24 protein-coding genes and 1 tRNA gene are annotated in these 25,074 nt (G+C 60.0%); 11 read left to right on the forward strand and 14 right to left on the reverse strand.

The genetic code is table 11. The annotated features are described in order from the left end of the window. The first annotated feature begins 18 nt into the window (after positions 1 to 18). From arcA to QCBJ_RS18830, 11 genes are all read left to right on the forward strand, one after another. Complete coding sequence (gene arcA / locus QCBJ_RS18780; protein WP_093543191.1) at positions 19 to 1,275, forward strand: arginine deiminase; 1,257 nt, start codon at positions 19 to 21, stop codon at positions 1,273 to 1,275. 69 nt (positions 1,276 to 1,344) lie between these two features. Further along, positions 1,345 to 2,355, forward strand: coding sequence for an ornithine carbamoyltransferase (locus tag QCBJ_RS18785; protein WP_064453904.1), 1,011 nt, complete (start codon positions 1,345 to 1,347; stop codon positions 2,353 to 2,355). A gap of 156 nt (positions 2,356 to 2,511) precedes the next feature. After that, on the forward strand, positions 2,512 to 3,441 hold the full coding sequence (arcC, locus tag QCBJ_RS18790) for a carbamate kinase (RefSeq protein WP_046035287.1): 930 nt from the start codon (positions 2,512 to 2,514) through the stop codon (positions 3,439 to 3,441). 18 nt (positions 3,442 to 3,459) lie between these two features. Further along, complete coding sequence (locus tag QCBJ_RS18795; protein ID WP_015885595.1) at positions 3,460 to 3,822, forward strand: DUF5064 family protein; 363 nt, start codon at positions 3,460 to 3,462, stop codon at positions 3,820 to 3,822. Positions 3,823 to 4,011: 189 nt separating this feature from the next. After that, the gene (locus QCBJ_RS18800; protein WP_093543194.1) at positions 4,012 to 5,523 is read left to right on the forward strand and encodes a sigma-54-dependent transcriptional regulator; all 1,512 of its coding nucleotides are present in this window, start codon (positions 4,012 to 4,014) and stop codon (positions 5,521 to 5,523) included. Between the two features lie 444 nt (positions 5,524 to 5,967). Further along, positions 5,968 to 6,351 (forward strand): glycine cleavage system protein GcvH, encoded by a 384-nt coding sequence (gene gcvH, locus QCBJ_RS18805; RefSeq protein ID WP_015885597.1) that lies wholly within the window; start codon positions 5,968 to 5,970, stop codon positions 6,349 to 6,351. A gap of 10 nt (positions 6,352 to 6,361) precedes the next feature. Further along, entirely contained in the window at positions 6,362 to 9,202 is a 2,841-nt protein-coding gene (gcvP, locus tag QCBJ_RS18810) for an aminomethyl-transferring glycine dehydrogenase (RefSeq protein ID WP_102061320.1), read from the forward strand. Positions 9,203 to 9,363: 161 nt separating this feature from the next. Continuing rightward, positions 9,364 to 10,740, forward strand: coding sequence for an L-serine ammonia-lyase (locus QCBJ_RS18815; protein ID WP_102061321.1), 1,377 nt, complete (start codon positions 9,364 to 9,366; stop codon positions 10,738 to 10,740). Between the two features lie 39 nt (positions 10,741 to 10,779). Further along, complete coding sequence (gene gcvT / locus QCBJ_RS18820) at positions 10,780 to 11,904, forward strand: glycine cleavage system aminomethyltransferase GcvT (RefSeq protein WP_046035284.1); 1,125 nt, start codon at positions 10,780 to 10,782, stop codon at positions 11,902 to 11,904. A gap of 393 nt (positions 11,905 to 12,297) precedes the next feature. Continuing rightward, positions 12,298 to 12,510, forward strand: a complete 213-nt coding sequence (locus QCBJ_RS18825) for a cold-shock protein (RefSeq protein WP_007951194.1) — start codon at positions 12,298 to 12,300, stop codon at positions 12,508 to 12,510. A 96-nt stretch (positions 12,511 to 12,606) separates the two neighbouring features. Beyond that, positions 12,607 to 13,095: an RDD family protein gene (locus tag QCBJ_RS18830; RefSeq protein ID WP_015885601.1), complete on the forward strand. Its 489-nt coding sequence runs from the start codon at positions 12,607 to 12,609 to the stop codon at positions 13,093 to 13,095. A gap of 136 nt (positions 13,096 to 13,231) precedes the next feature. Here QCBJ_RS18830 and nadA read toward each other — a convergent pair whose 3' ends face one another. The 14 genes from nadA to ruvA form a co-directional block, all read right to left on the reverse strand. Beyond that, the gene (gene nadA, locus QCBJ_RS18835; RefSeq protein ID WP_015885602.1) at positions 13,232 to 14,290 is read right to left on the reverse strand and encodes a quinolinate synthase NadA; all 1,059 of its coding nucleotides are present in this window, start codon (positions 14,288 to 14,290) and stop codon (positions 13,232 to 13,234) included. Positions 14,291 to 14,547: 257 nt separating this feature from the next. Beyond that, on the reverse strand, positions 14,548 to 15,834 hold the full coding sequence (locus QCBJ_RS18840) for an OmpP1/FadL family transporter (protein ID WP_102061322.1): 1,287 nt from the start codon (positions 15,832 to 15,834) through the stop codon (positions 14,548 to 14,550). Positions 15,835 to 16,151: 317 nt separating this feature from the next. Then, positions 16,152 to 16,227 (reverse strand) — tRNA-Lys (locus tag QCBJ_RS18845). A gap of 63 nt (positions 16,228 to 16,290) precedes the next feature. Further along, a complete protein-coding gene (gene queC / locus QCBJ_RS18850; protein ID WP_015885604.1) occupies positions 16,291 to 16,965 on the reverse strand; it encodes a 7-cyano-7-deazaguanine synthase QueC in 675 nt (224 codons plus the stop codon). A 16-nt stretch (positions 16,966 to 16,981) separates the two neighbouring features. Continuing rightward, complete coding sequence (queE, locus tag QCBJ_RS18855; RefSeq protein ID WP_015885605.1) at positions 16,982 to 17,629, reverse strand: 7-carboxy-7-deazaguanine synthase QueE; 648 nt, start codon at positions 17,627 to 17,629, stop codon at positions 16,982 to 16,984. Between the two features lie 164 nt (positions 17,630 to 17,793). Continuing rightward, entirely contained in the window at positions 17,794 to 18,630 is an 837-nt protein-coding gene (gene ybgF / locus QCBJ_RS18860) for a tol-pal system protein YbgF (RefSeq protein WP_046035282.1), read from the reverse strand. A 6-nt stretch (positions 18,631 to 18,636) separates the two neighbouring features. After that, on the reverse strand, positions 18,637 to 19,137 hold the full coding sequence (gene pal / locus QCBJ_RS18865) for a peptidoglycan-associated lipoprotein Pal (RefSeq protein ID WP_003193861.1): 501 nt from the start codon (positions 19,135 to 19,137) through the stop codon (positions 18,637 to 18,639). A gap of 57 nt (positions 19,138 to 19,194) precedes the next feature. Continuing rightward, entirely contained in the window at positions 19,195 to 20,475 is a 1,281-nt protein-coding gene (gene tolB / locus QCBJ_RS18870) for a Tol-Pal system beta propeller repeat protein TolB (RefSeq protein WP_043205819.1), read from the reverse strand. Positions 20,476 to 20,492: 17 nt separating this feature from the next. Beyond that, a complete protein-coding gene (gene tolA, locus QCBJ_RS18875; RefSeq protein ID WP_015885608.1) occupies positions 20,493 to 21,566 on the reverse strand; it encodes a cell envelope integrity protein TolA in 1,074 nt (357 codons plus the stop codon). Further along, a complete protein-coding gene (tolR, locus tag QCBJ_RS18880) occupies positions 21,566 to 22,018 on the reverse strand; it encodes a protein TolR (protein WP_161793227.1) in 453 nt (150 codons plus the stop codon). The genes tolA and tolR overlap by 1 nt, the downstream gene beginning before the upstream one ends. 23 nt (positions 22,019 to 22,041) lie before the next feature. Continuing rightward, complete coding sequence (gene tolQ / locus QCBJ_RS18885) at positions 22,042 to 22,737, reverse strand: protein TolQ (protein ID WP_015885609.1); 696 nt, start codon at positions 22,735 to 22,737, stop codon at positions 22,042 to 22,044. Between the two features lies 1 nt (position 22,738). Then, positions 22,739 to 23,194: a tol-pal system-associated acyl-CoA thioesterase gene (ybgC, locus tag QCBJ_RS18890; RefSeq protein ID WP_015885610.1), complete on the reverse strand. Its 456-nt coding sequence runs from the start codon at positions 23,192 to 23,194 to the stop codon at positions 22,739 to 22,741. Positions 23,195 to 23,345: 151 nt separating this feature from the next. Beyond that, positions 23,346 to 24,404 carry a Holliday junction branch migration DNA helicase RuvB gene (ruvB, locus tag QCBJ_RS18895; RefSeq protein ID WP_015885611.1) on the reverse strand — a complete coding sequence of 353 codons (1,059 nt, stop codon included), beginning with the start codon at positions 24,402 to 24,404 and terminating at the stop codon, positions 23,346 to 23,348. Continuing rightward, a complete protein-coding gene (gene ruvA / locus QCBJ_RS18900; RefSeq protein WP_102061323.1) occupies positions 24,405 to 25,016 on the reverse strand; it encodes a Holliday junction branch migration protein RuvA in 612 nt (203 codons plus the stop codon). It abuts the gene before it with no gap. Positions 25,017 to 25,074 lie beyond the last annotated feature (58 nt).

A 25,074-nucleotide genomic window follows, 5' to 3' on the forward strand; every position in this document is an offset into this window, starting at 1 on the left:
CTCACTGGAGGATCTGTAATGACCACGGAAAAAGTGAAGTACGGCGTACATTCCGAAGCCGGCAAACTGCGCAAAGTCATGGTGTGCTCCCCAGGTTTGGCCCACCAGCGGCTAACCCCCAATAACTGCGATGAACTGCTGTTCGATGACGTGCTGTGGGTGGCCCAGGCTAAGCGCGACCACTTCGACTTCGTCACCAAGATGCGCGAGCGGGACATTGATGTGCTGGAAATGCACAACCTGCTCACCGACATCGTCGCCATCCCCGAAGCCCTGGACTGGATCCTGGAACGCAAGATCACCTCCAACACCGTAGGCCTGGGCCTGGTCGAGGAAGTCAGTTCGTGGCTGCGCAGCCTGGAGCCGCGCAAGATCGCCGAGTTCCTGATCGGTGGCGTGTCGGCCGATGACCTGCCAAGCAGCTTCGGTGGCAAGACCATCGAGATGTTCCGCGACTTCCTCGGCCACGCCAGTTTCATTCTGCCACCGCTGCCCAATACCCAGTTCACCCGCGACACCACCTGCTGGATCTACGGCGGTGTGACGCTCAACCCGATGTACTGGCCGGCGCGACGCCAGGAAACCCTGCTGGCCAGCGCCATCTACAAATTCCACCCGGAGTTCACCCACGCGGACTTCCAGATCTGGTACGGCGATCCCGACCAGGAACACGGTGCCGCCACGCTGGAAGGCGGCGACGTCATGCCAATTGGCAATGGCGTGGTGTTGATCGGCATGGGCGAGCGCTCGTCCCACCAGGCCATCGGCCAACTGGCGCGCAACCTGTTCAAGAACAAAGCCGTGGAACGCGTGATCGTGGCCGGCCTGCCGAAATCCCGCGCGGCGATGCACCTGGACACCGTGTTCAGCTTCTGCGACCGCGACCTGGTCACCGTCTTCCCTGAAGTGGTCAACCAGATCGTGCCCTTCACCCTGCGCCCAGATGACAGCAAGCCACACGGCATCGACATCCAACGGGAGAAAACCAACTTCCTCGACACCGTCGCCGCAGCCCTCAACCTCAAGGCGCTGCGCGTGGTCGAGACCGGCGGCAACAGCTTTGCCGCCGAACGCGAGCAATGGGACGACGGCAACAACGTGGTGGCCGTGGAGCCTGGCGTGGTGATCGGCTACGACCGCAACACCTACACCAACACCCTGCTGCGCAAGGCGGGCGTGGAAGTGATCACCATCAGCGCCGGTGAACTCGGCCGTGGCCGCGGCGGCGGTCACTGCATGACCTGCCCGATCATCCGCGACCCTATCGACTATTAATTTCCAGGCCTTGGCCGTCGCTCATAAGGCGCCGGCCAAGGGGATAACCTAAACAGAAGGAGATCCATCATGGCTTTCAACATGCGCAACCGCAGCCTGCTCTCGCTGATGCACCACACCACCCGCGAGCTGAACTACCTGCTGGACCTGTCCCGCGACCTCAAGCGCGCCAAATACACCGGCACCGAGCGTCCGCACCTGCAGGGCAAAAACATCGCGCTGATCTTCGAAAAAACCTCGACCCGCACCCGCTGCGCCTTCGAAGTGGCGGCCCATGACCAGGGCGCCCACGTCACCTACATCGACCCGGTGTCGTCGCAGATCGGCCACAAAGAAAGCATGAAAGACACCGCCCGCGTACTGGGCCGGATGTTCGACGCCATCGAATACCGTGGCTTCGAACAGGAAATCGTCGAAGAGCTGGCCAAGTTCGCCGGGGTGCCGGTGTTCAATGGCCTCACCGCCGAATTCCACCCGACCCAAATGATCGCCGACACCCTGACCATGCGCGAGCACAGCGACAAACCGCTGCATGACATCAGCTACGCCTACCTGGGCGATGCGCGCTACAACATGGGCAACTCGCTGCTGATGATCGGCGCCAAGCTGGGCATGGACGTGCGCATCGGCGCGCCGAAAGCCCTGTGGCCGCACGAGGATTTCATCAAGCAATGCCAGGCGTTTGCCGAGGAAAGCGGCGCGCGTATCACCATCACCGAAGACCCGAAGGAAGCGGTCAAGGGCGTGGACTTCATCCACACCGATATCTGGGTGTCCATGGGTGAGCCGGTGGAAGCGTGGGACGAGCGCATCGAGCAGCTGCTGCCGTACCAGGTCAACGCCAAGATGATGAAAGCTTCGGGCAACCCTCGGGTGAAGTTCATGCACTGCCTGCCGGCCTTCCACAACAGCGAAACCAAGGTGGGCAAGGACATCGCCGCGCGTTATCCGAACCTGGCCAATGGCGTGGAAGTGACCGAGGACGTGTTCGAATCGCCGGCCAATATCGCGTTTGAGCAGGCGGAAAACCGCATGCATACCATCAAGGCGATTCTGGTGTCGGCACTCGCAGATATCTAAATCTTACTGCTGGAACACAGTCAGTGTGGGAGGGGGCTTGCCCCCGATGGTGGTGTGTCAGTCAGCACATTGATCAACAGATCCACCGCTTTCGGGGGCAAGCCCCCTCCCACACTGGCCGTGTTCACAACGATGAATTTCAGAAGGACACTCTTTATGCGCATCGTCGTAGCCCTGGGCGGCAACGCCCTGCTCCGCCGTGGTGAACCCATGACGGCGGACAACCAACGCGCCAATATCCGCATCGCCACCGAACAGATCGCCAAGATCCATGCCGGCAACGAGCTGGTGATCGCCCACGGCAATGGCCCGCAAGTCGGCCTGCTGTCGTTGCAGGCGGCGGCCTACACCCAGGTGTCGCCTTACCCGCTGGACGTGCTCGGCGCCGAGACCGAAGGCATGATCGGCTACATCATCGAACAGGAACTGGGCAACCTGCTGGACTTCGAAGTGCCCTTCGCCACCCTGCTCACCCAGGTCGAAGTCGACGCCAAGGACCCGGCCTTCCAGAACCCGACCAAACCCATCGGCCCGGTGTACTCCAAAGCCGAAGCGGAAAAACTCGCCGCCGAAAAAGGCTGGGCGATTGCACCGGATGGCGACAAGTACCGCCGCGTGGTCGCCAGCCCACGGCCCAAACGCATCTTTGAAATTCGCCCGATCAAGTGGCTGCTGGAAAAAAACGCCATTGTGATCTGCGCCGGCGGTGGTGGCATCCCGACGATGTATGGCGACGACGGTAAGCTCAAAGGCATCGAAGCGGTGATCGACAAGGACCTGTGCTCCTCCTTGCTGGCGGCGCAACTGGACGCCGATCTGCTGGTGATCGCCACCGACGTCAACGCCGCGTTTATCGACTACGGTAAGCCGACCCAGAAAGCCATCGGCCAGGCCCACCCCGACGACCTGGAAAAACTCGGCTTCGCCGCCGGTTCCATGGGCCCCAAGGTCCAAGCCGCCTGTGAGTTCGCCCGCCAGACTGGCAAAACCGCCGTCATCGGTTCACTCTCGGACATCGAAGCCATCGTCCAGGGCAGTGCCGGCACGCGCATCAGCACGGCAACACCTGGCATCACCTATCTGTGAAGTAGAGGAGATACGCCTATGGCCACCTTTGAACCGGGTCACCTGCACGTTGAACGTCACGCGCTGAACAAGGATGACTACAGCTACAACCTGTGTATCGATTACGAAGTCAGCCAGGACCCAAAGGAAGGCAAGGGCATGCTGTTCAAGCTGCACGGCTCGGTGCAGGGCAAGGACCTCAAGGAAGAGTTCTTCTTGCCCAAGGACCAGGCATTCGACTTTGCCCGGCATGCGATGAACATCGCGCAGAAGTATGGGATGCCGAAGATTGCGGTACTCAATGGCTCGATGCACAAGCAGTACGACCAGATGTTCGAAGATGTGCGGCATCAGTTGGATGTGAAATCGGGTGACCCCATCAAACCCGAACACTTGGAATAACTGGCACAACCTAGCTTCAAATGTGGGAGGGGCGGTGCGACGATTCGACTTGCCCCCGATAGCGGTGCATCAGTTACAAATTGGCTGACTGACACACCGCCATCGGGGGCAAGCCCTCCCACATTTTGATCTCCACCCTCTGCAAGGCATACTTGCTGCCTCTCGCGTCCCAGAATTGTCAGCAGCCCCATGCGTATCCACGTCAGTTTCATCGACCGCGTCGGCATTACCCAGGAAGTCCTGGCCTTGCTCGGTGGGCGCAATCTCAACCTGGATGCGGTGGAGATGGTGCCGCCCAACGTCTATATCGACGCGCCGACCCTGAGCGCCGACGTCCTCGAAGAACTGCGTGACGCGCTGTTCAGCGTGCACGGCGTGCAGGCGGTCACGGTGGTGGACATCCTCCCCGGCCAACGCCGCCACCTGCAACTCGACGCCCTGCTGGCCGCCATGACCGACCCGGTGCTGGCGCTGGACAGCGCGGGCAAGATCCTGCTGGCCAACCCGGCGTTGATCGCCCTGTACGGTCGCGAACCGGCCGGGGAAAGCATCAGCGAGCTGTTCAATGACCCGGCCCTGCTTGAGACCTTGCTGGAGCAAGGCTTTCGCTTGCCGCTGCGAGAGATCAGCGTCAACGGCCAGACGCTGTTGCTGGACGCCACGCCGATTACCGACGCCGGCGCGCTGCTGACGCTCTATCAACCCAATCGCATTGGCGAACAACTCTCGGCGTTGCACCACGACCATGCCGAAGGCTTTGATGCGCTGCTCGGCGAGTCGCCGGTCATCCGCACCCTCAAGGCGCGCGCGCAGCGAGTGGCAGCGTTGGATGCACCGCTGTTGATCCAGGGCGAAACCGGCACCGGCAAGGAATTGGTCGCGCGTGCCTGCCACGCCATCAGTGCACGCCACAGCGCGCCGTTCCTGGCCTTGAACTGCGCGGCGCTGCCGGAGAACCTCGCCGAGAGCGAGCTGTTCGGTTATGCACCGGGCGCCTTTACCGGCGCGCAACGCGGTGGCAAGCCAGGGCTGATGGAGTTGGCCAACCAAGGCACGGTGTTCCTCGATGAGATCGGCGAGATGTCGCCGTACTTACAGGCCAAGCTGCTGCGTTTTCTCAATGACGGCAGCTTCCGTCGTGTCGGCGGCGACCGTGAAGTGAAGGTCAATGTGCGCATTCTCAGCGCCACCCACCGTGACCTGGAAAAAATGGTCAGCGAGGGCACCTTCCGCGAAGACCTGTTCTACCGCCTCAATGTGCTTAACGTTGAAGTGCCGCCCTTGCGCGAACGCGGCCAGGACATCCTGCTGCTCGCCCGCTACTTCATGCAGCAGGCCTGCGCACAGATCCAGCGCCCGGTGTGCCGCCTGGCGCCCGGTACTTACCCGGCGCTGCTCGGCAACCGCTGGCCGGGCAACGTTCGGCAACTGCAGAACGTGATCTTCCGCGCCGCCGCCATCTGCGAAAGCAGCCTGGTCGACATCGGCGACCTCGACATCGCCGGCACCTCGGTGGCGCGCCAGGGCGACGGCGAAGTCGACAGCCTGGAACAGGCCATGGAAGATTTCGAACGCAGCCTGCTGGAAAAGCTCTACGCCAGCTACCCCTCGACCCGCCAACTGGCCAGCCGGCTGCAGACCTCCCACACGGCGATTGCTCATCGCCTGCGCAAGTACGGCATTCCCTCCAACAAGCCCTGACTGGCTGGGTCGATAGAGGTCAAATGTGGGAGGGGCGGTGCGACGATTCGACTTGCCCCCGATAGCAGTGTGTCAATCAAAGCATCTCTAACTGACCCATCGCCATCGGGGGCAAGCCCCCTCCCACATTGGCAGCATTCCAAACATCGACCGCCTGCCAGGTTTTGGTCTGAGAACGACATCGGCTGTACTGAAAGCGCTACAGCGTAACGATATCGCTACAACCCTGTTTTTTGCGCGCCATGCAAGGCTTTGATCCACATAGGCTTTTTTTCACGCGCACGCGTGTAGCGAAATCGCTACAGCCAACCGTCATATCGTCATCACCATTTTCTATAACCTACTGATTTATAAAGACTTAACAACCTTGGCCGCGATATTGCTAAGCAACTCCCCATTATTCCAATCCCGTCCACCAGACGAATCTGGCCCCGAGGAGTTTCCATGAGCGAGTTGCGTTTCACTGAAGATCACGAATGGCTGCGCGCCGAAGCTGACGGCAGCGTCACCGTGGGTATCACCGCGTTCGCGCAGAACGCGCTGGGTGATGTGGTTTTCGTGCAACTGCCGGAGTTGCAGGCCTACGACAAGGGCGCTGAAGCGTCCACCGTGGAGTCGGTCAAGGCCGCCAGCGGTGTGTACATGCCGCTGGACGGTGAAGTGCTCGAAGTGAACGACAAACTCGATGGCAGCCCGGAGCTGGTCAACGAAGACCCGATGGGCGAAGGTTGGTTCTTCCGCTTTAAACCCGCTGATGCCAGTGCAGTGGCTAAGCTGTTGGATCAGGATGCGTACGACCGCCTGATCAAAGCCAACGCTGAAGCTTGAGGAGCGCGCCATGACCGTTAATCTGACTACCGCCAACGAATTCATCGCCCGCCACATCGGCCCGCGCCAGGAAGACGAGCAACACATGCTCGCCAGCCTGGGCTTTGACTCCCTGGAAGCCCTGAGCGCCAGCGTGATCCCGGAAAGCATCAAGGGCACCAGCGTGCTCGGCCTGGAAGACGGCCTGAGCGAAGCCGAGGCCCTGGCCAAGATCAAGGCTATCGCCGGCCAGAACCAACTGTTCAAGACCTACATCGGCCAGGGCTACTACAACTGCCACACGCCGTCGCCGATCCTGCGCAACCTGCTGGAAAACCCGGCCTGGTACACCGCCTACACCCCGTACCAGCCAGAAATTTCCCAAGGCCGCCTGGAAGCGTTGCTGAACTTCCAGACCCTGATCAGCGACCTCACCGGCCTGCCGATCGCCAACGCCTCGCTGCTTGACGAAGCCACCGCTGCCGCCGAAGCCATGACCTTCTGCAAGCGCCTGAGCAAGAACAAGGGCAGCAATGCCTTCTTCGCCTCGGTCCACAGCCACCCGCAAACCCTCGACGTGCTGCGCACCCGTGCCGAGCCACTGGGTATTGATGTGGTGGTGGGCGATGAGCGTGAACTGACCGACGTCAGCGCCTTCTTCGGCGCCCTGCTGCAATGCCCGGCCAGTAACGGTGACGTGTTCGACTACCGCGCGCTGACTGAGCGTTTCCACGCTTCCAACGCCTTGGTCGCGGTGGCCGCCGACCTGCTGGCCCTGACCCTGCTGACCCCGCCGGGTGAGTTCGGTGCCGACGTGGCCATCGGCAGCGCGCAACGCTTCGGCGTGCCGCTGGGCTTTGGTGGCCCGCACGCGGCGTACTTCTCCACCAAGGATGCGTTCAAGCGCGACATGCCGGGCCGTCTGGTCGGCGTCTCCGTGGACCGTTTCGGCAAGCCGGCCCTGCGCCTGGCCATGCAGACCCGCGAGCAGCATATCCGTCGCGAGAAAGCCACCAGCAACATCTGCACCGCCCAAGTGCTGTTGGCCAACATCGCCAGCATGTACGCCGTGTACCACGGCCCCAAAGGCCTGACGCAGATCGCCCAGCGCATTCACCAGCTGACCGCGATCCTGGCCAAGGGCTTGACCGCACTGGGCCAGAAGGTCGAGCAGGAACACTTCTTCGACACCCTCACCCTCAACACCGGTACCAACACCGCCACCCTGCACGACAAGGCCCGCGCCCAGCGCATCAACCTGCGTGTCGTGGACGCTGAGCGTCTGGGTGTGTCGGTGGACGAAACCACCACACAGGCCGACATTGAAACCCTGTGGGCGATCTTCGCCGACGGCAAGGCCTTGCCTGACTTCGCGGCCAACGTGGACAGCACCCTGCCGGCAGCGCTGCTGCGCCAGTCGCCGATCCTCAGCCACCCGGTGTTCAACCGCTATCACTCCGAAACCGAGCTGATGCGCTACCTGCGCAAGCTGGCCGACAAAGACCTGGCGTTGGACCGCACCATGATTCCGCTGGGCTCGTGCACCATGAAGCTCAACGCCGCCAGCGAAATGATCCCGGTGACCTGGGCCGAGTTCGGTGCCCTGCACCCGTTCGCTCCAGCCGAACAAAGCGCCGGCTACCTGCAACTGACCTCGGACCTGGAAGCCATGCTCTGCGCGGCCACCGGTTACGACGCGATCTCGTTGCAACCGAACGCCGGTTCCCAGGGCGAGTATGCAGGCCTCTTGGCCATTCGTGCCTATCACCAGAGCCGTGGCGAAGAACGTCGCGACATCTGCCTGATCCCGTCGTCGGCCCACGGCACCAACCCGGCCACCGCCAACATGGCGGGCATGCGTGTCGTGGTGACCGCTTGCGATGCGCGTGGCAACGTCGATATCGAAGACCTGCGCGCCAAGGCCATCGAGCACCGCGATCACCTCGCCGCGCTGATGATCACCTACCCGTCCACCCACGGCGTGTTCGAAGAAGGTATCCGCGAAATCTGCGGCATCATTCACGACAACGGTGGCCAGGTGTACATCGACGGCGCCAACATGAACGCCATGGTCGGCCTCTGCGCACCGGGCAAGTTCGGCGGCGACGTGTCCCACCTGAACCTGCACAAGACCTTCTGCATTCCTCACGGCGGTGGCGGCCCGGGCGTTGGCCCGATCGGCGTCAAGTCGCACCTCACGCCGTTCCTGCCGGGCCACGCCGCCATGGAACGCAAGGAAGGCGCGGTATGCGCAGCGCCGTTCGGCAGCGCGAGCATCCTGCCGATCACCTGGATGTACATCAGCATGATGGGCGGCGCGGGGCTCAAGCGCGCTTCGCAGCTGGCGATCCTGAATGCCAACTACATTTCCCGTCGCCTGGAAGAGCACTACCCCGTGCTGTACACCGGCAGCAACGGCCTGGTGGCGCATGAATGCATCCTCGACCTGCGCCCACTCAAAGACAGCAGCGGCATCAGCGTAGATGACGTGGCCAAGCGCCTGATCGACTTCGGCTTCCACGCGCCGACCATGTCGTTCCCGGTTGCCGGCACGTTGATGATCGAGCCGACCGAAAGCGAATCCAAGGAAGAACTGGACCGCTTCTGCGACGCCATGATCGCCATCCGCGAAGAAATCCGCGCGGTGGAAAACGGCACCCTGGACAAGGACGACAACCCACTGAAAAACGCGCCGCACACCGCGGCGGAACTGGTGGGTGAATGGAGCCATCCGTACAGCCGCGAGCAAGCGGTGTACCCGGTTGCTTCGCTGATCGAAGGCAAGTATTGGCCGCCGGTTGGCCGGGTCGACAACGTGTTTGGCGATCGCAATTTGGTGTGTGCGTGCCCGTCGATCGAGAGCTACGCATAACTTAAGGATGTACTGGGTACAAATGTGGGAGGGGGCTTGCCCCCGATAGCGGTGGGTCAGAGACAGATGAGCTGACTGGCACACTTTCATCGGGGGCAAGCCCCCTCCCACACTTGACCAAGGCGACCTCCAGAAAATAATAAGAAACCGGAGAACAACTCATGTCTTTAAGCGTGTTCGACCTGTTCAAGATTGGCATCGGCCCCTCCAGTTCCCACACCGTGGGCCCGATGCGCGCCGCCGCCCGATTTGTCGAGGGCCTCAAGCGTGACAACCTGCTGAGCACCACCACCGCCATCAAGGTGGAACTCTACGGCTCGCTCGGCGCCACCGGCAAAGGCCACGGCAGCGACAAGGCCGTACTGCTTGGGCTAGAAGGCGAACACCCGGACACCGTGAATACCGAAACCGTGGCAACGCGCCTGGCGCAGATGCGCAAGGACGGCCGCCTGAATCTGCTCGGCGAACACAGCATCGTGTTCAACGAGAAAGAACACTTGGCGATGATTCGCAAACCCCTCGCCTATCATCCCAACGGCATGATTTTCCGCGCCTTCGACGCCGCCAATATCCAGATCCGCAGCCGCGAGTACTACTCGGTGGGCGGCGGTTTTGTGGTGGATGAAGACGCCGCCGGCGCCGACCGGATTGTCGAAGACGCCACGCCATTGACCTTCCCCTTCAAGCACGCCAAGGACTTGCTGGGCCATTGCACCACTTACGGGCTGTCCATCAGCCAGGTGATGCTGACCAATGAAAGCGCCTGGCGCCCGGAAGCGGAAACCCGCGCCGGCCTGCTGAAGATCTGGCAAGTGATGCAGGACTGCGTGGACGCCGGCTGTCGCAATGAAGGGATTCTGCCTGGCGGCCTGAAGGTCAAGCGTCGCGCCGCGGCGTTGCATCGTCAGTTGTGCAAGCACCCGGAATCGGCGCTGCGCGACCCACTGTCGGTGCTGGATTGGGTCAATCTGTACGCGCTGGCGGTCAACGAAGAAAACGCCAACGGCGGGCGCGTGGTCACGGCGCCCACCAACGGTGCGGCCGGGATTGTGCCGGCGGTGCTGCATTACTACATGCGCTTTATCCCCGGCGCGAACGAAGACGGCGTGGTGCGCTTCCTGCTCACCGCCGCCGCCATCGGCATTCTGTACAAGGAAAACGCTTCGATCTCGGGGGCCGAAGTCGGCTGCCAGGGTGAAGTCGGCGTGGCCTGTTCCATGGCCGCCGGCGCGCTGTGCGAAGTCTTGGGCGGCAGCGTTTCCCAGGTGGAAAACGCCGCCGAAATCGGCATGGAGCACAACCTCGGCCTCACCTGCGACCCGATTGGCGGGCTGGTGCAGGTGCCCTGCATCGAGCGCAATGCGATGGGCTCGGTCAAGGCGATCAATGCGGTGCGCATGGCGCTGCGTGGCGACGGGCAACACTTCGTCTCGCTGGACAAGGTCATCCGCACCATGCGCCAGACCGGCGCCGACATGAAAAGCAAATACAAGGAAACCGCCCGTGGCGGTTTGGCGGTCAACATTATCGAGTGCTGACGCCTAACGGCGCGCCAGCACGTTTTTCAGGAGCTGAATATGTCCACCGAAACCCTGTTGAAAACCCCTCTGCACGCCCTGCACATTGAACTGGGCGCGCGCATGGTGCCCTTCGCCGGCTACGACATGCCGGTGCAATACCCACTGGGCGTCATGAAGGAACACCTGCACACCCGTGATCAGGCCGGGCTGTTCGACGTGTCCCACATGGGCCAGATCCGCCTGACCGGTGCGAATGCCGCCAAGGCCCTGGAAACCCTGGTGCCGGTCGACATCATCGACCTGCCGGTAGGCATGCAGCGCTATGCGATGTTCACCAACGCTCAGGGCGGCATTCTCGACGACCTGATGGTGGCGAACCTTGGCAACGACGAACTGTTCCTGGTGGTCAACGCCGCCTGCAAGGACCAGGATCTGGCGCACCTGCGTCAGCATATCGGCGACCAGTGCAGCATCGAGCCATTGTTTGAAGAGCGCGCCTTGCTGGCGCTGCAAGGCCCGGCGGCGGTCAAGGTGCTGGCCCGCCTGGCACCGGAAGTCACCCAGATGACGTTTATGCAGTTCGCCTCCCTGCGCCTGCTGGGCGTGGACTGCTATGTCAGCCGTTCGGGCTACACCGGTGAAGACGGCTTCGAAATCTCAGTACCGGCCGCCAACGCCGAAAGCCTCGCCCGCAGCCTCCTGGCGGAGACCGAAGTGCAGGCCATCGGCCTGGGCGCCCGCGATTCGTTGCGCCTGGAAGCGGGCCTGTGCCTGTACGGCCACGACATGAACACCGACACCACGCCGATCGAAGCCAGCCTGCTGTGGGCGATCTCCAAGGCCCGTCGCGCCGATGGCGCACGTGCCGGTGGCTTCCCGGGTGCCGACACGATCTTCACCCAGCAGCAAGCCGGTGTGAGCCGTAAACGTGTAGGCCTGTTGCCACAAGAGCGCACGCCCGTGCGCGAAGGCGCGGAGATCGTCGACGCCGACGGCACAGTGATTGGCAGCGTATGCAGCGGTGGTTTCGGTCCGACCCTCGGCGGCCCGTTGGCAATGGGTTATCTGGACAGCGCATTCATCGCACTGGATACCGAAGTCTCTGCGTTGGTGCGTGGGAAAAAGGTGCCACTTCGTGTAAGTAAAATGCCATTTGTACCGCAACGTTACTTCCGTGGCTGATTGACTGTTTCTATAAGTAACGCGGTTGCGTTAACGTGCACTAATCTGTAACGCAACCGCCATAAAACAGTGCACTGTCGATAGTCTTTGTTATAGGGTTCAACCTATAACAAGTGACCAACTCTATCGAATAAGTCAGACCCACAACATTCATACAAGTGTCATTAGCCCCAGCAAAAGCTGGGCTTTTGGCAGGACTTGTTTTTTCTCTGTTAGTTGGCGTAGAGTTTGACCACTGTGTTTGCATGGGTCGCTTGGAACCTGGACCTGGGCAGTAGCTGAAGTAGTTGTGCTACAACCCGTTCGACGTCTCTTACTTTCCTGCAACCCAGCCCAGTACTCTTTCATTCGAAAGGGGCTGTCATTAATTTTTAGCGTCAAAGGAAAGAAGAAATGTCGACACGTCAGAGCGGTACCGTCAAGTGGTTTAACGACGAGAAAGGGTTTGGTTTTATCACTCCAGAAAGCGGTCCGGATCTGTTCGTGCATTTCCGCGCTATTCAAGGCAACGGCTTCAAGAGCCTGAAAGAAGGCCAGAAGGTGACCTTCGTTGCCGTGCAGGGTCAAAAAGGCATGCAGGCTGATGAAGTAATCGCAGAAGCCTGATCCTTCCCTGCGACAAAAAGCCCCTGATGCTGACATCAGGGGCTTTTTTATGCGCGTTTGCTCGTAAAATGGCTTTTTTCATAAGAGAGCCCTGCCATGCCGAAACCCCTGCTGAGCCCCCAAGGCGAGTTCCCCGCCGTTGGCCTGGGCCGTCGCCTGGCAGCGATGTTCTATGACTTCCTGTTGTGCACTGCCCTGCTGATTGTCACTGCGTTTATCTACAAGCTGGTCTGGATCGCGTTTGTTGGCGAGGCCAAGATGCGCACCCTCACCGAATCCGGCGCGCTGGACGGCGACCCGTTGCTGTCGACGATTCTGTTGTTTGTGCTGTTTGGCTTCTTTGCGAAGTTCTGGACCCATTCCGGCCAGACCCTGGGCATGCAGGTGTGGGGCGTGCGCGTACAGAACGCGGACGGCTCGCGGATCAGCCTGTGGCAGGCGCTGTTGCGCTTTGTGGTGGCGATCGCGTCGTGGTTATGCGTGGGGCTGGGGTTTATCTGGTCGCTGTTTGATAAGCGCAAACGCAGCTGGCATGACATCTATTCGGATACGCAGTTGGTGCGGATTCCGAAGCAGAAGAAATAACGCCCTGACGAGTGGAAATCAACCTGTGGGAGGGGGCTTGCTCCCGATAGCAGGGTATCAGTTGCAGATGAGCTGACTGACACTCCGTTATCGGGAGCAAGCCCCCTCCCACATTTTTTACTGAGCCCGCCTTGAGTCAGGCGTTGCCGGCGAGTTTAAGGCGTGCGGCCTGGGTGAAATCCAGCATGCGCTTGAGCGGGCGCACCGCCTGCGGGATCACGGACGGCTCGACGAAGATCTCGTTAGTGCCCTCACGCAGGCACTGCAGCGTGCGCTCCAGCGTGTTCATCGCCATCCACGGGCAATGCGCGCAACTACGGCACGCAGCCCCGTTGCCGGCGGTAGGCGCTTCGACGAAGACCTTGTCCGGGCACAGCTGCTGCATCTTGTAGAAAATGCCGCGGTCGGTGGCGACGATAAAGGTCTTGTTCGGCAGGCGCTGGGCAGCCGCAATCAGTTGGCTGGTCGAACCCACGGCATCCGCGAGTTCGATCACCGCAGTCGGCGACTCAGGGTGCACCAGAATGGCTGCGTCCGGGTACAGCGCCTTCATGTCTTCCAACTGCTTGGACTTGAACTCTTCGTGGACGATGCAGGCGCCATCCCACAACAGCATATCGGCACCGGTCTGGCGCTGGATGTAGGTACCCAGGTGCTTGTCAGGTCCCCAAATGATGGTTTCACCGTTGTCCATCAGGCTTTCGACGATTTCCAGCGCGCAGCTCGACGTCACCACCCAATCTGCCCGGGCTTTGACGGCCGCCGAAGTGTTGGCATACACCACCACGGTGCGTTCGGGGTGCTGGTCGCAGAACGCCGAGAACTCCTCCACCGGGCAGCCCAGGTCCAGGGAGCAGGTAGCTTCCAGGGTGGGCATGAGGATGCGTTTTTCGGGTGTGAGGATCTTGGCGGTCTCGCCCATGAAACGCACACCGGCAACCAACACGGTCTTGGCCGGGTGGGCGGCGCCGAAGCGGGCCATTTCCAAGGAGTCGGAGACACAGCCGCCGGTTTCTTCGGCCAGGGCCTGGATGACCGGGTCGCAGTAGAAGTGAGCAACCAGCACAGCGTCTTGCGCTTTGAGCTCGGCGGCGATGGCGGTACGCAGGCCAGCCTCTTCATCGGCGCTGAGCGCCTTGGGCTGCTTGGCGTCGAGGTGGGCTTGAACCAGAAGGCGTTCGGAAATTTGCGTCATGTTCGCAAGACCTGCAGGCGCCGTTGCGCGAAAGTCGAGTGTACCACCGGCTCTGGAGCCCTTCGGGCGCCGCCGGACGAAGTGATTGTGTTCATCAAGCACGGTTAGCGATGAAGCTGCGCAAGGCTACAGAATATCCAATGGTTTCAAAAGCCTAATCTGGCATTCGCGGGTACGTCCGTCGGGTGTAAAAAAACGGGAAACCCCAAGGCTGGGGTTTCCCGTTTTTACAACCGACGCTGTGCGTTGCGCGGACGTCAGAAGCGGTAAGTCACCGACCCACCAAAGCCATTGGCGCTATTTTCATACTTGGCATCGTAGGTGAGGCCTACCTGGGAAAGGTTCTGCCGCACCTTGATCGGCTCTTCCTTGAGATAGGAATACGCCACATCGAAGGTCAGGTTGTCGACTGGCGTCCAGCCCGCGCCCAGGCTGAAAACCGTGCGATCACCCGTCGGAATCCGCACGGATCGGTCAGTGTTGTTGGTCGGCGTCTGGTCCACCGAAAAACCGGTCCGCAGCACCAGTTCTTTGTTGACCCGATAGGCCGCGCCGATGGCGTGGGACCAGGTGTCATGCCAGTGCTGTTGCTCGGTGATCGAACCCAGGCCGCCGAATTGAGCAGTGAGGTCGGACACACCGTCGTTGTTGATGGTGATCTTCTTCAACTGACTCCAACGCGTGTACGTGCTGCCGAGGTAGAGGGTCCAGTCATCATTCAGTTGCTGGGTGACCGAGAAATCCACCGACGAAGGGGTTGTCAGGTCCAGGCTGGCGTCATACTTCTGCGGCCCACCGTCAAAGGTATCGGAAATCAGGCCGGACGCATGGGTCTTGCCGCTGAGGTGATACACCACCTGCGAGTGGTAGGTCACACCGATGCGCGTGCTGTCGAGAGGCTGCACGAGGATACCGGCGTTGAACCCCGTGGCGTTGTCGTTACCCTTGACCTTCACGCTTTCGCTGGCGCCACCCCCCAGGGGCACGTTGGAATCCAGCTCGCCGTCGATGCGGTTGAAAGTCGGGCCAAAGCCCACCGACACTTTGTCGTTGAAGGCATAGCTGACCGTTGGCTGCACGGTGATGACCGACACCTTGCTCTTACTGCCAAAAGCATTGCCCTGGAAGCTGTGCTCATAGTCGGTCACCAGGCCGAACGGCGCGTAGATGCCCAGGCCGAACGCCCAGTGCTCATCGATGGGCGTGACCAGGTAGCCCATCGGCACGGCAATGCCGGGCACCATGTCGCCTTTGTTGGTGCCTGGGTTGTTGGCACCGAACTGCGAGGAACTGGCGTCTTTGATATCGGTTTTGGCATCAAGGTAGGTCGCGCCGAGGCTGACTTCATTCTTCTTCAAGCGGGACATGCCGGCGGGGTTGCCGAACACCGTACTCGCGTCCTCGGCCGAAGAGGAGCGACCGGCGTAGCCCGTACCCATTGAACTGATGCTTTGTTCATTTAATGCGAAACCACCGGCGAACAGCTGGGTTGAGGCCAGGGAAACGGCAAGCGCCAAGGCGCCTTTAAGAGTTTTGTTATTCATTATTAGGACTCGAATGATGGGGCAGCGATGAGGAAGCTACCAACGTTCGAGCGGGTGCTTTATGAAGAGTTTTTCATCCATTGGATTGTCGGACAATCCTATGGATTTCAAAGACTTTGGCCGTATTTTTGTCTCCAGCAATGACCTTGAGACCCGATTGTGACCCATGGGTTTTGGCGACAACGGCAGCTTCGCGCAGATACAAAAAAAACCCAGGCTTTCGTTGGCCTGGGGCTCGCTGTGTTTTCAAACAGGCAAAAAAAAACCCGGAAATCCTCACTTGCGTGGGCCTTCCGGATTTTCTAAACCGCCAAAAATGGTGGGTCGTGTGGGATTCGAACCTACGACCAATTGGTTAAAAGCCAACTGCTCTACCAACTGAGCTAACGACCCGCTGTGTGGTGGCGCGTATAATACTGATTTCTAAGGATTATTCAACACCTTATTTGAAATAAATCAGAAATAACGCGTTGGGTCAGCAATTCCGGCGGCTTGGAAGCCTTCTGCACGCAGTCGGCAGCTGTCGCATTTCCCACAAGCACGGCCGTCATCGTCTGCCTGGTAGCAGGAAACAGTCAGCGAGTAATCGACGCCAAGTCCTACGCCAGCCTTCACGATATCGGCCTTGCTCAGGTTTTGCAGTGGCGCCAGGATGCGGAAGCCTTGCCCTTCTACACCGGCCTTTGTGGCCAGGTTGGCCATGCGTTCGAACGACTCGACGAATTCAGGGCGGCAGTCCGGGTAGCCGGAGTAATCCACCGCGTTGACGCCGATAAAGATATCTCGAGCGTTGAGCACTTCCGCCCAGCCAAGGGCCAGGGACAGGAACACGGTGTTGCGTGCCGGCACATAAGTCACCGGTATGCCTTCGCTGGGGGCTTCCGGCACGTCGATGCTGCTGTCGGTCAGCGCGGAGCCGCCGATGCCGTTGAGGTTCAAGCCGATCACCTTGTGCTCCACCACGCCCATGTCACGGGCGACACGGGCGGCGGCGTTCAGCTCGGCACGGTGACGTTGGCCGTAGTCGAAACTCATGGTGTAGCAGCTGTAGCCCTGCGCTTGCGCCATAGCCACCACCGTGGCGGAGTCGAGGCCGCCGGAGAGCAGGATTACCGCGCGTTTTTGATCCATGGTGTGTTCAGTCATATCAGCGTCCTGGCTCGTCGTTCCAAAGGTATTTATGCAACTGCAATTGCAGGCGCACCGGTAGATTGTCCGCAACCACCCAATCGGCGAGGTCACGGGCGTTCAAGTCATGGTGGCTTGGCGAGAACAGCACTTCGCCGGCGCGTCGGTCCAACCCGTATTGAATCAGCTTGGAGTTCGCCCAGTCGTAGTCCTCGCGCGAACAGATGACAAACTTGACCTGATCGTTGGCCGTCAGCAGCTCGATGTTCTCGTAGCGGTTACGGTGCGCTTCCTTGGAGCCTGGGGTCTTGAGGTCGACCACGCGGCTTACACGGGGATCGACTGCCGAGATATCCAGCGCACCACTGGTCTCCAGGGAAACCTCGTAGCCGGCGTCACACAGCTGCTTGAGCAATGGGATGGCGTTGGGCTGGGCCAGCGGTTCACCGCCGGTTACGCAGACATAGCGCGGCTTGTAGCCGGCCACCTGCTCCAGGATGTCATCGAGGGTGCGCACGGTGCCACCACTGAAGGCGTAGGCGCTGTCGCAGTACTGGCAACGCAAGGGGCAACCGGTGAGGCGCACAAAGACTGTGGGCAGGCCGGCCGTTCGCGTTTCACCCTGCAACGAGTAAAAAACTTCGGTAATACGTAATGTGTCTTGCATAGTCGCCACGGGCGTAACAGCTAAACAGGCTGTCCGCCTCCGTCAGGCACTTTAAGGTACCCCGCCAACGCGCAGGCCCCAAAAAGCGTGTTTCATAAAAGGGCGTGGATTCTAACGAAAAAACCCGCGCCAGGCGCGGGTTTCTTCTAAACGGGCTGCTTCGCTTACAAGCGCTGCAGGTCCCGTTGGGCCAACTGGGCAGCCGATGTACCCGGATATTGGGCCACAACCTGCTGCAGAATGCCTTTGACCTTGTCGGTATGACCCAGGCGGCGTTCTACGTCAGCGAGTTTATACAGCGAGTCCGGCACCTTGGCGTGCTTGGGGTACAGCTGGCTGACCTTGGCAAATGCCTGGCCTGCCCCCTGCAGATCACCCTTTGCCAGGTTGACCTCGCCCAACCAGTATTGGGCGTTGCCCGCGTACTGGCTGTTCGGGTATTTACGCAGGAAAGCGGTAAATGCCTGGCTGGCCTTATCGAAATCCTTGGCTTTGATCAGGTCGAAGGCTGCATCGTAATACAGTTTCTCCTTCGCCGGATCACCCGGTTCGCTGCTCGCGGCAGGGGCCTGGCTTGCCGCCGCAGCCCCCGCTGCTGCACCGCCGGCAGCGGCACTGGGCGCGCCACCGGCAGAAGAATTATCAGGAGTTGCGGCAGGTGTAACGCCGGCTCCAATGCGTCGATCAAGATCCTGGTATCGCTCCAGGCCTTCTTGCTTCAGCTGATTCACTTGGTTCTGCAGAACTTCAATCGCGCCTTGTTGCTGCGCCAGTTGATCCTGCATGCGTTGCAGCTGGTTGAACAGTTCGCCCTGTGCGGAGGGGGCGGACGTAGCCGCCCCCCCAGCATAGGCGCCGTTCGTGCCATAACCCGCTGGCGGATAACTGCTCCCGCTATTGTTATAGCCAGAGTTGCTATCTTCCACAGGAACCGCAGCCCACACCGCAAGCGGTGCGAGACTGAGAGCCAATACAGTTAGAGCACGACGGCACGTTCGCATGACGAATTACTTACGCAGTTCGACGCGACGGTTTTGAGCCCACGACTGTTCGTCGTTGCCAGTTGCAACTGGACGCTCTTTACCGTAGGAAACCAGTTCCAGTTGGCCTGGAGCAACACCTTGCAGTACCAGGTAGCGCTGAACGGCTTTCGCACGACGCTCGCCCAGTGCCATGTTGTACTCACGAGTACCACGGGCGTCAGTGTTACCTTCCAGAACAACGCGAGCGCCGTTAGCTTTCAGGTCCTTCGCGTGAACGTCCAGAGCGCGCATGGCTTCTGGTTTCAGGTCCGAACTGTCGTATTCGAAGTAGAAAGTGGTGATAGCGCGCAGAGCAGCTTCTTCGCTCAGGGAGCCGTCAACTGCACCAGTGTTAGCGCCGTAACCAGCGTTTGGATCAACAGCTGCGCCTTCACCGGCATTGTCGCCGCCTTTAGACGAGCAACCAACGGCTACGGACAGAGCCAGAGCCAGAGCAGCAAACTTACCAAACTTCAGCATTTCCATCGTGAAACTCCTAATGAACCCCAGTGTGTTAAGCAAATCTTTTTTTGTAGCGCCGCGTCAGTTCAGGTAAGGGGACCAGGATGGTTCTCTGACTTCGCCTTGTGCGGTAGGAAGCGGGAGCCTTACGCGTCCATTAATGGACACGAGCATCAAGACTCCCCGGCCCTGCTGGCGGGTGGCGTAGATTACCATGGTGCCGTTGGGCGCAACAGTGGCTGACTCATCAAGGTTGGTATCTGTGAGGATTTTTACGGTTCCGCGCTGCAAATCCTGGGCCGCAACCCGGAAATTAGTGAAACCATCCTGACGGTGAATCATCACCAACGTCTTTTCATCAGCCGAAAGCTTAGGGTTGGCGTTGTAGTTACCGATAAAAGTAACACGCTCCGCACCACCGCCATTCACGTTCGCCTTATAGACCTGCGGCTTGCCGCCTCGGTCAGAGGTGAAGTAGATGGTCGAACCATCCTTGCCCCAGAACGGTTCGGTATTGATACCCGGGCCGCTGGTTACGCGAGAGATCTGGCGCGAAGCCATGTTCATCACGTAGATGTCCGGGTTGCCGTCCTTGGACAGCACGAATGCCAGGCGCGAACCATCCGGCGACCAGGCTGGCGCACCGTTGAGGCCTTCAAAGTTGGTGATCTGCTCACGACGGCCAGTATCAATGTGCTGGACGAAGATACGCGGACGACGCTGCTCGAAAGATACATAGGCAATACGCTTGCCGTCCGGCGCAAAGCGCGGCGACAGGATTGGCTCACGCGATTGCAGCAAGGTCACAGCCCGTGCACCGTCGTAATCCGAGCGCTGCAATGTGTAACGAGTGTTGTCTACGGAAAAACGTTCAGCGGTCACGTACAGCAGACGCGTCGAGAAAGCCCCCTTGATACCGGTGAGCTTCTCAAACGACTGGTCCGAGATGTAGTGAGCCATGTCCCGCAGTTGTTCGGCGGTGCCCGACACGCTGCCGGTCAAGACCTGCTGCTCGGTGGCCACGTTGAACAAGGTGTATTGGATTTGCAGGCGACCACCGGCCGGCGTGATGTTGCCGACCATCAGGTACTGCGCACCCACCGCTTTCCAGTCACGGAACACGACTTCGCTGGCCTGGTTCGGCTGGCTGATCATGTTGCCTTTCGGAATCGGCGCGTAGTAGCCGGAGTTGCGCAGGTCGTCGCTGACGATCTGGGCCATGTCGTCCGGCAGCACGCTGCCGCCCTGCCAGCCAAACGGTACAACGGCGATCGGAGTGGCCCGATCGCTACCGCTGGTGACCAGGATGTTCTTTTCATCCGCCGCCGCTATCCCTGCCATACAGCAAATAACGACAAGCATTCCTCGAAGAAGGTTTCTCACAAGGCTAGATCCTCAGGTGTGAATGTCATCTTGAATGAACGATAGGGAGCGAAGTCGCTTGGTTTCATTCCCTGCATCTCGGTCAACCGGCCAATGTTCTTGACCGCGGCAACCGCCGAACTGTCGAACGAACCGTCACCACTGGACTTGGCCACGCTGACCGAAGTCACCGTACCGTCCGGCAACATGCCGATCTGCAGCACTACTGTCATGCCTTTACGCGCCGAAGGTGGACGTGTCCAACCCTCTGCTGCCCGCGCCCGAATCAGGTCGTCGAAACTGCCCGCGACATCATCGCCCTGCTCATCGGCCAAGGCTTGCTGACGCTGAGGCGTGTCGGAAAGCAAATCTGCCAAGGCCTGGGCCTTTTTCTCTTCGGCGGATTTACGCGCTGCTTCCTGGGCCTTTTTCTTGGTGGCGTCGGCGGCAGCTTTCTTCTTCGCGTCGTCGGCGATTTTCTTCTTCGCCTCGTCTGCTTCAGCTTTTTTCTTGGCGTCTTCGGCGGCTTTCTTCTTCGCGTCTTCGACTATTTTCTTCTTGGCGTCTTCAGCGGCCTTTTTCTTGGCCTCTTCTTCAGCAGCTTTCTTGGCTTCTTCTTCAGATTTCTTCTTGGCTATATCAGCCAATTGTTTCTCTTCGGCTTTTTTAGCTTCGGCAGCCTTCTCGGACTTTTTGGCTTCATCAGCCTTTTTCGCCTCGTCGGCCTTCTTGGCTTCGTCTGCCTTTTTCGATTCCTCGGCCTTTTGAGCCGCCTCTTCTTTCTTTTGTTCCGCAGCAGCCTTCACCGCTTCCTGCTCGACCTTCTTCTGTTCCATCTGTTCGACTTCAGTCTGGCGCGCAGCCGACTTCTGGGCCTCACCCGCAATCTTCTGATTGGTCTGGGTGGTGGCCTGGCTTTTCGATTTCAGCTGATACAGGGTCGCCTGCACGATCGGCTTGGCTGGCGGCAGGTCCGGGGTCATGGCAAAGCTGACGAACAGCATGCCAAACACCAGGACGTGCAGGGCAATCGCCCAGACGCTAGGCCAGAAGAAGCTTTCCGAGGCGGACGGCTCTCGCTGTTGCTGCATCAGGGCGCCTCGGTAATCAAGCCAACGTTACCCACGCCGGCCTTCTGCAGCCCGCCCATGGCGCCCATGACAGAGCCGTAGTCGACCGATTTGTCGCCACGGATGAACACCTGGGTGTGCTTGCCGCCTTCGTTGCCGGAGCGAATGATCTTGGTCACGGCATCGGTCATCGCGGGCAAGGTCAGGGCCTTGTCTTGCTGCTTCTGCGTGTCGACTTCGCTGCCAAGGTTCCAGTAATAGGTCTTGTCAGCCTTGATCGAAATGGTCAGGACTTGAGTGTTGTTGTCTTGCGGCAAGGCTTCACTGGAAACCTTGGGCAGATCAACCTTCACGCCCTGGTTGAGCATCGGCGCGGTCACCATGAAGATAACCAGCAGCACCAGCATCACGTCGATGTAAGGCACTACGTTCATCTCGGCGACCGGCTTGCGCTTTTTGCGAGCTCGAGCGATTAAAGCCATTGGGAATTACCTGCTTATTCTTCGCTGGTGTGCACTTTACGGTGCAGGATCGCCTGGAACTCATCGGCGAAGGTGTAGTAACGGCCGATCAACGTTTCGCTGGTGGCAGCGAAGCGGTTGTAGGCGATTACTGCGGGGATAGCGGCAAACAAGCCGATCGCCGTAGCGATCAGGGCTTCGGCGATACCGGGGGCCACGGTGGCCAGGGTCGCTTGCTGGGCCTGAGCCAGGCCGCGGAAGGAGTTCATGATCCCCCAGACGGTACCGAACAGACCAATGTACGGGCTGACGGAACCTACGGTGGCGAGGAACGGCAGGCTTTGCTCAAGCTTTTCTTCTTCGCGGGAAATGGCGACGCGCATGGCGCGGGCCACGCCTTCCATGACCGCTTCAGGGTCAACGCCTGGCTGCTGGCGCAGACGGGAGAATTCCTTGAAGCCGGCACGGAAGATCTGCTCTACGCCCGAATCAGGGTCCGGGTTGCTGCCGGCCTGGCGGTACAGCTTGGACAGGTCGATACCCGACCAGAAGCGCTCTTCAAAGCTCTCCAGGGCACGTCGACCGGCACGCAGCAGGTTGCTGCGCTGAAAAATCATGACCCAAGAGGTAACCGATGCGGCTACCAGGGTCAGCATGACCAGTTGAACCACAACACTGGCATTGCTGACCAGGCTCCACATGGAGGAATGGTCGACGACGGTAGGTTCCACGCTAAATCTCCTGCTTTGATTGTTTACCCGCGCCGCTTACGTCGGCAAAGGCCGCACGTAGAGCTTCGGGAATGGCCCGGGGTTTCAAACTATTGGTGCGCACACAGGCCACCAGGAACTGCCCCTCACAGAGCAGCGTTGCATCCGTTGCCCGCCTGACCTGCTGCTTGAAACGCAGGCTGACACGGTTCAATTCGATTACTTCAGCGCTGACCAACAGCTCGTCGTCCAGCCGCGCCGGCGCGTGATACCGCGCCTCGCTGGAGTGCACGACGAACAACAGGTCCTCCCCTGCCAGCTGGGATTGGGCAAAGCCCAGCTCCCGTAGCCGCTCGGTTCGAGCCCGCTCCATGAACTTGAGGTAATTGACGTAATACACGATGCCGCCGGCATCGGTGTCCTCGTAATAAACGCGACAGCGATGTGCGAACGACTGATCCCCGTTTTGCGCGCGCATACTCTAGTGCTTACTCCTCAGGTTGCCAATCCGGCCCGCAACTGTTTTTTCATTATCACTCTTCATCCTGAAGAATATTTCTACTGACTGAAAGACGACACCAGCCACTAGGACAGCACAAACCTCGGATAAATCGTCTGGCGTGAAGCTTTTAATCGTCCACTGCATCGAGGAATTCGTCTACTACAGGCATCTCGCCCAATCGTGACGGAATGTTTAACCCAAAGTGCAGATAGGCGTGCCGCGTCACCACCCGCCCCCTTGGCGTGCGCATGATGTAGCCCTGCTGGATCAGGTACGGCTCCAGCACGTCTTCAATGGTGTGGCGCTCTTCGCTGATGGCCGCCGCCAGGCTGTCGACACCCACCGGGCCACCGTCGAACTTCTCGATCATGGTCAAGAGTAGACGCCGATCCTGGTGATCGAAGCCATGCTCATCCACGTCCAGCAGGTTCAAGGCCAGGTCGGCCACGGCCTTGGTGATATGCCCCTTGGCACGCACTTCGGCAAAGTCCCGCACGCGACGCAGCAAACGGTTGGCGATCCGCGGCGTGCCACGGGCCCGACGGGCGATTTCAAACGCGCCTTCCGGGTCCAGCGGTAAACCCAGGATGCCCGCCGAACGGCTGACGATCGTCGCCAGGTCCGCGGTGCTATAAAACTCTAGACGTTGAACAATGCCGAAACGGTCTCGCAGCGGGTTGGTCAGCATGCCGGCACGGGTGGTCGCGCCTACCAAGGTGAATGGCGGCAGGTCGAGCTTGATCGAACGGGCCGCCGGGCCTTCGCCGATCATGATGTCGAGCTGGAAGTCTTCCATGGCCGGGTACAGCACTTCTTCGACGATCGGCGAAAGCCGGTGGATCTCGTCGATAAACAGCACGTCATGCGGCTCAAGGTTGGTCAGCAGCGCTGCCAGGTCACCCGGACGCTCCAACACCGGACCCGAGGTGGACTTGATCGACACGCCCATTTCCTGGGCAATAATGTTGGCCAGCGTGGTTTTACCCAAACCCGGCGGGCCGAAGATCAGCGTGTGGTCCAGGGACTCACTGCGCCCCCGGGCAGCCTGGATAAACAGTTCCATCTGCTCGCGCACGGTGGGCTGGCCGATGTAGTCGGCCAGGCTCAGGGGGCGAATGGCCCGGTCCTGGACCTCTTCACGGTCTCGCGGGCCGGTGGCCGCAATCAGACGATCTGCTTCAATCACTTAAATCATTCCCTTCAGGGCGCGGCGGATCATGTCTTCACTGCTCAGGTTCTTGTCCTTGATGGCCGACACAGCCTTGCTGGCTTCCTGCGGCTTGTAGCCCAGGGATATCAGCGCGCTGACCGCATCGCTTTCGGCACTGGCCACTTGGCCCGCCGGCATATCTGGCTGATTCGGCACCAGGGCAAACATGCTTGGCACAACTTCCCATGCCTTGAAACGGTCCTTGAGCTCCACCAGCAGGCGCTCGGCGGTCTTCTTGCCGACGCCCGGCACCTTGGTCAGCGCCGAAGTGTCCTGGGCCGAAACAGCACGCATCAGCTCATCGACTTCCAGGCTCGACATCAACGCCAGCGCCAATTTCGGGCCCACGCCATTGAGGCGGATCAGCTCGCGGAAGAAGTCGCGGTCGCGCTTGCCAATGAAACCATAGAGGAGTTGCGCATCTTCGCGCACCACTAGGTGCGTGTGCAGCGTTATCGGCTCACCGACCGACGGTAGGCGATACAGGGTGGTCATGGGCACTTCCAGCTCATACCCCAGCCCGTTCACATCCAGAATCAGGTGCGGCGGCTGTTTCTCAGCCAGGGTGCCGCGCAAACGTCCAATCACGGTTCAGATCCTTAAAGCTTGGGGTCAGATCAAGGCCTGACCGGAAATAACGATTGCG

This window comes from Pseudomonas sp. QC2, assembly GCF_002859085.1.
Classification (GTDB): domain Bacteria; phylum Pseudomonadota; class Gammaproteobacteria; order Pseudomonadales; family Pseudomonadaceae; genus Aquipseudomonas; species Aquipseudomonas petroselini.

Excerpts from the sequence above, each read along its gene's own strand:
- arcA (WP_093543191.1), top strand. The coding sequence starts at position 19 with ATGACCACGGAAAAAGTGAAGTACGGCGTACATTCCGAAGCCGGCAAA.
- QCBJ_RS18785 (WP_064453904.1), top strand. The coding sequence starts at position 1,345 with ATGGCTTTCAACATGCGCAACCGCAGCCTGCTCTCGCTGATGCACCAC.
- arcC (WP_046035287.1), top strand. The coding sequence starts at position 2,512 with ATGCGCATCGTCGTAGCCCTGGGCGGCAACGCCCTGCTCCGCCGTGGT.
- QCBJ_RS18795 (WP_015885595.1), top strand. The coding sequence starts at position 3,460 with ATGGCCACCTTTGAACCGGGTCACCTGCACGTTGAACGTCACGCGCTG.
- QCBJ_RS18800 (WP_093543194.1), top strand. The coding sequence starts at position 4,012 with ATGCGTATCCACGTCAGTTTCATCGACCGCGTCGGCATTACCCAGGAA.
- gcvH (WP_015885597.1), top strand. The coding sequence starts at position 5,968 with ATGAGCGAGTTGCGTTTCACTGAAGATCACGAATGGCTGCGCGCCGAA.
- gcvP (WP_102061320.1), top strand. The coding sequence starts at position 6,362 with ATGACCGTTAATCTGACTACCGCCAACGAATTCATCGCCCGCCACATC.
- QCBJ_RS18815 (WP_102061321.1), top strand. The coding sequence starts at position 9,364 with ATGTCTTTAAGCGTGTTCGACCTGTTCAAGATTGGCATCGGCCCCTCC.
- gcvT (WP_046035284.1), top strand. The coding sequence starts at position 10,780 with ATGTCCACCGAAACCCTGTTGAAAACCCCTCTGCACGCCCTGCACATT.
- QCBJ_RS18825 (WP_007951194.1), top strand. The coding sequence starts at position 12,298 with ATGTCGACACGTCAGAGCGGTACCGTCAAGTGGTTTAACGACGAGAAA.
- QCBJ_RS18830 (WP_015885601.1), top strand. The coding sequence starts at position 12,607 with ATGCCGAAACCCCTGCTGAGCCCCCAAGGCGAGTTCCCCGCCGTTGGC.
- nadA (WP_015885602.1), bottom strand. The coding sequence starts at position 14,290 with ATGACGCAAATTTCCGAACGCCTTCTGGTTCAAGCCCACCTCGACGCC.
- QCBJ_RS18840 (WP_102061322.1), bottom strand. The coding sequence starts at position 15,834 with ATGAATAACAAAACTCTTAAAGGCGCCTTGGCGCTTGCCGTTTCCCTG.
- queC (WP_015885604.1), bottom strand. The coding sequence starts at position 16,965 with ATGGATCAAAAACGCGCGGTAATCCTGCTCTCCGGCGGCCTCGACTCC.
- queE (WP_015885605.1), bottom strand. The coding sequence starts at position 17,629 with ATGCAAGACACATTACGTATTACCGAAGTTTTTTACTCGTTGCAGGGT.
- ybgF (WP_046035282.1), bottom strand. The coding sequence starts at position 18,630 with ATGCGAACGTGCCGTCGTGCTCTAACTGTATTGGCTCTCAGTCTCGCA.
- pal (WP_003193861.1), bottom strand. The coding sequence starts at position 19,137 with ATGGAAATGCTGAAGTTTGGTAAGTTTGCTGCTCTGGCTCTGGCTCTG.
- tolB (WP_043205819.1), bottom strand. The coding sequence starts at position 20,475 with ATGCTTGTCGTTATTTGCTGTATGGCAGGGATAGCGGCGGCGGATGAA.
- tolA (WP_015885608.1), bottom strand. The coding sequence starts at position 21,566 with ATGCAGCAACAGCGAGAGCCGTCCGCCTCGGAAAGCTTCTTCTGGCCT.
- ybgC (WP_015885610.1), bottom strand. The coding sequence starts at position 23,194 with ATGCGCGCGCAAAACGGGGATCAGTCGTTCGCACATCGCTGTCGCGTT.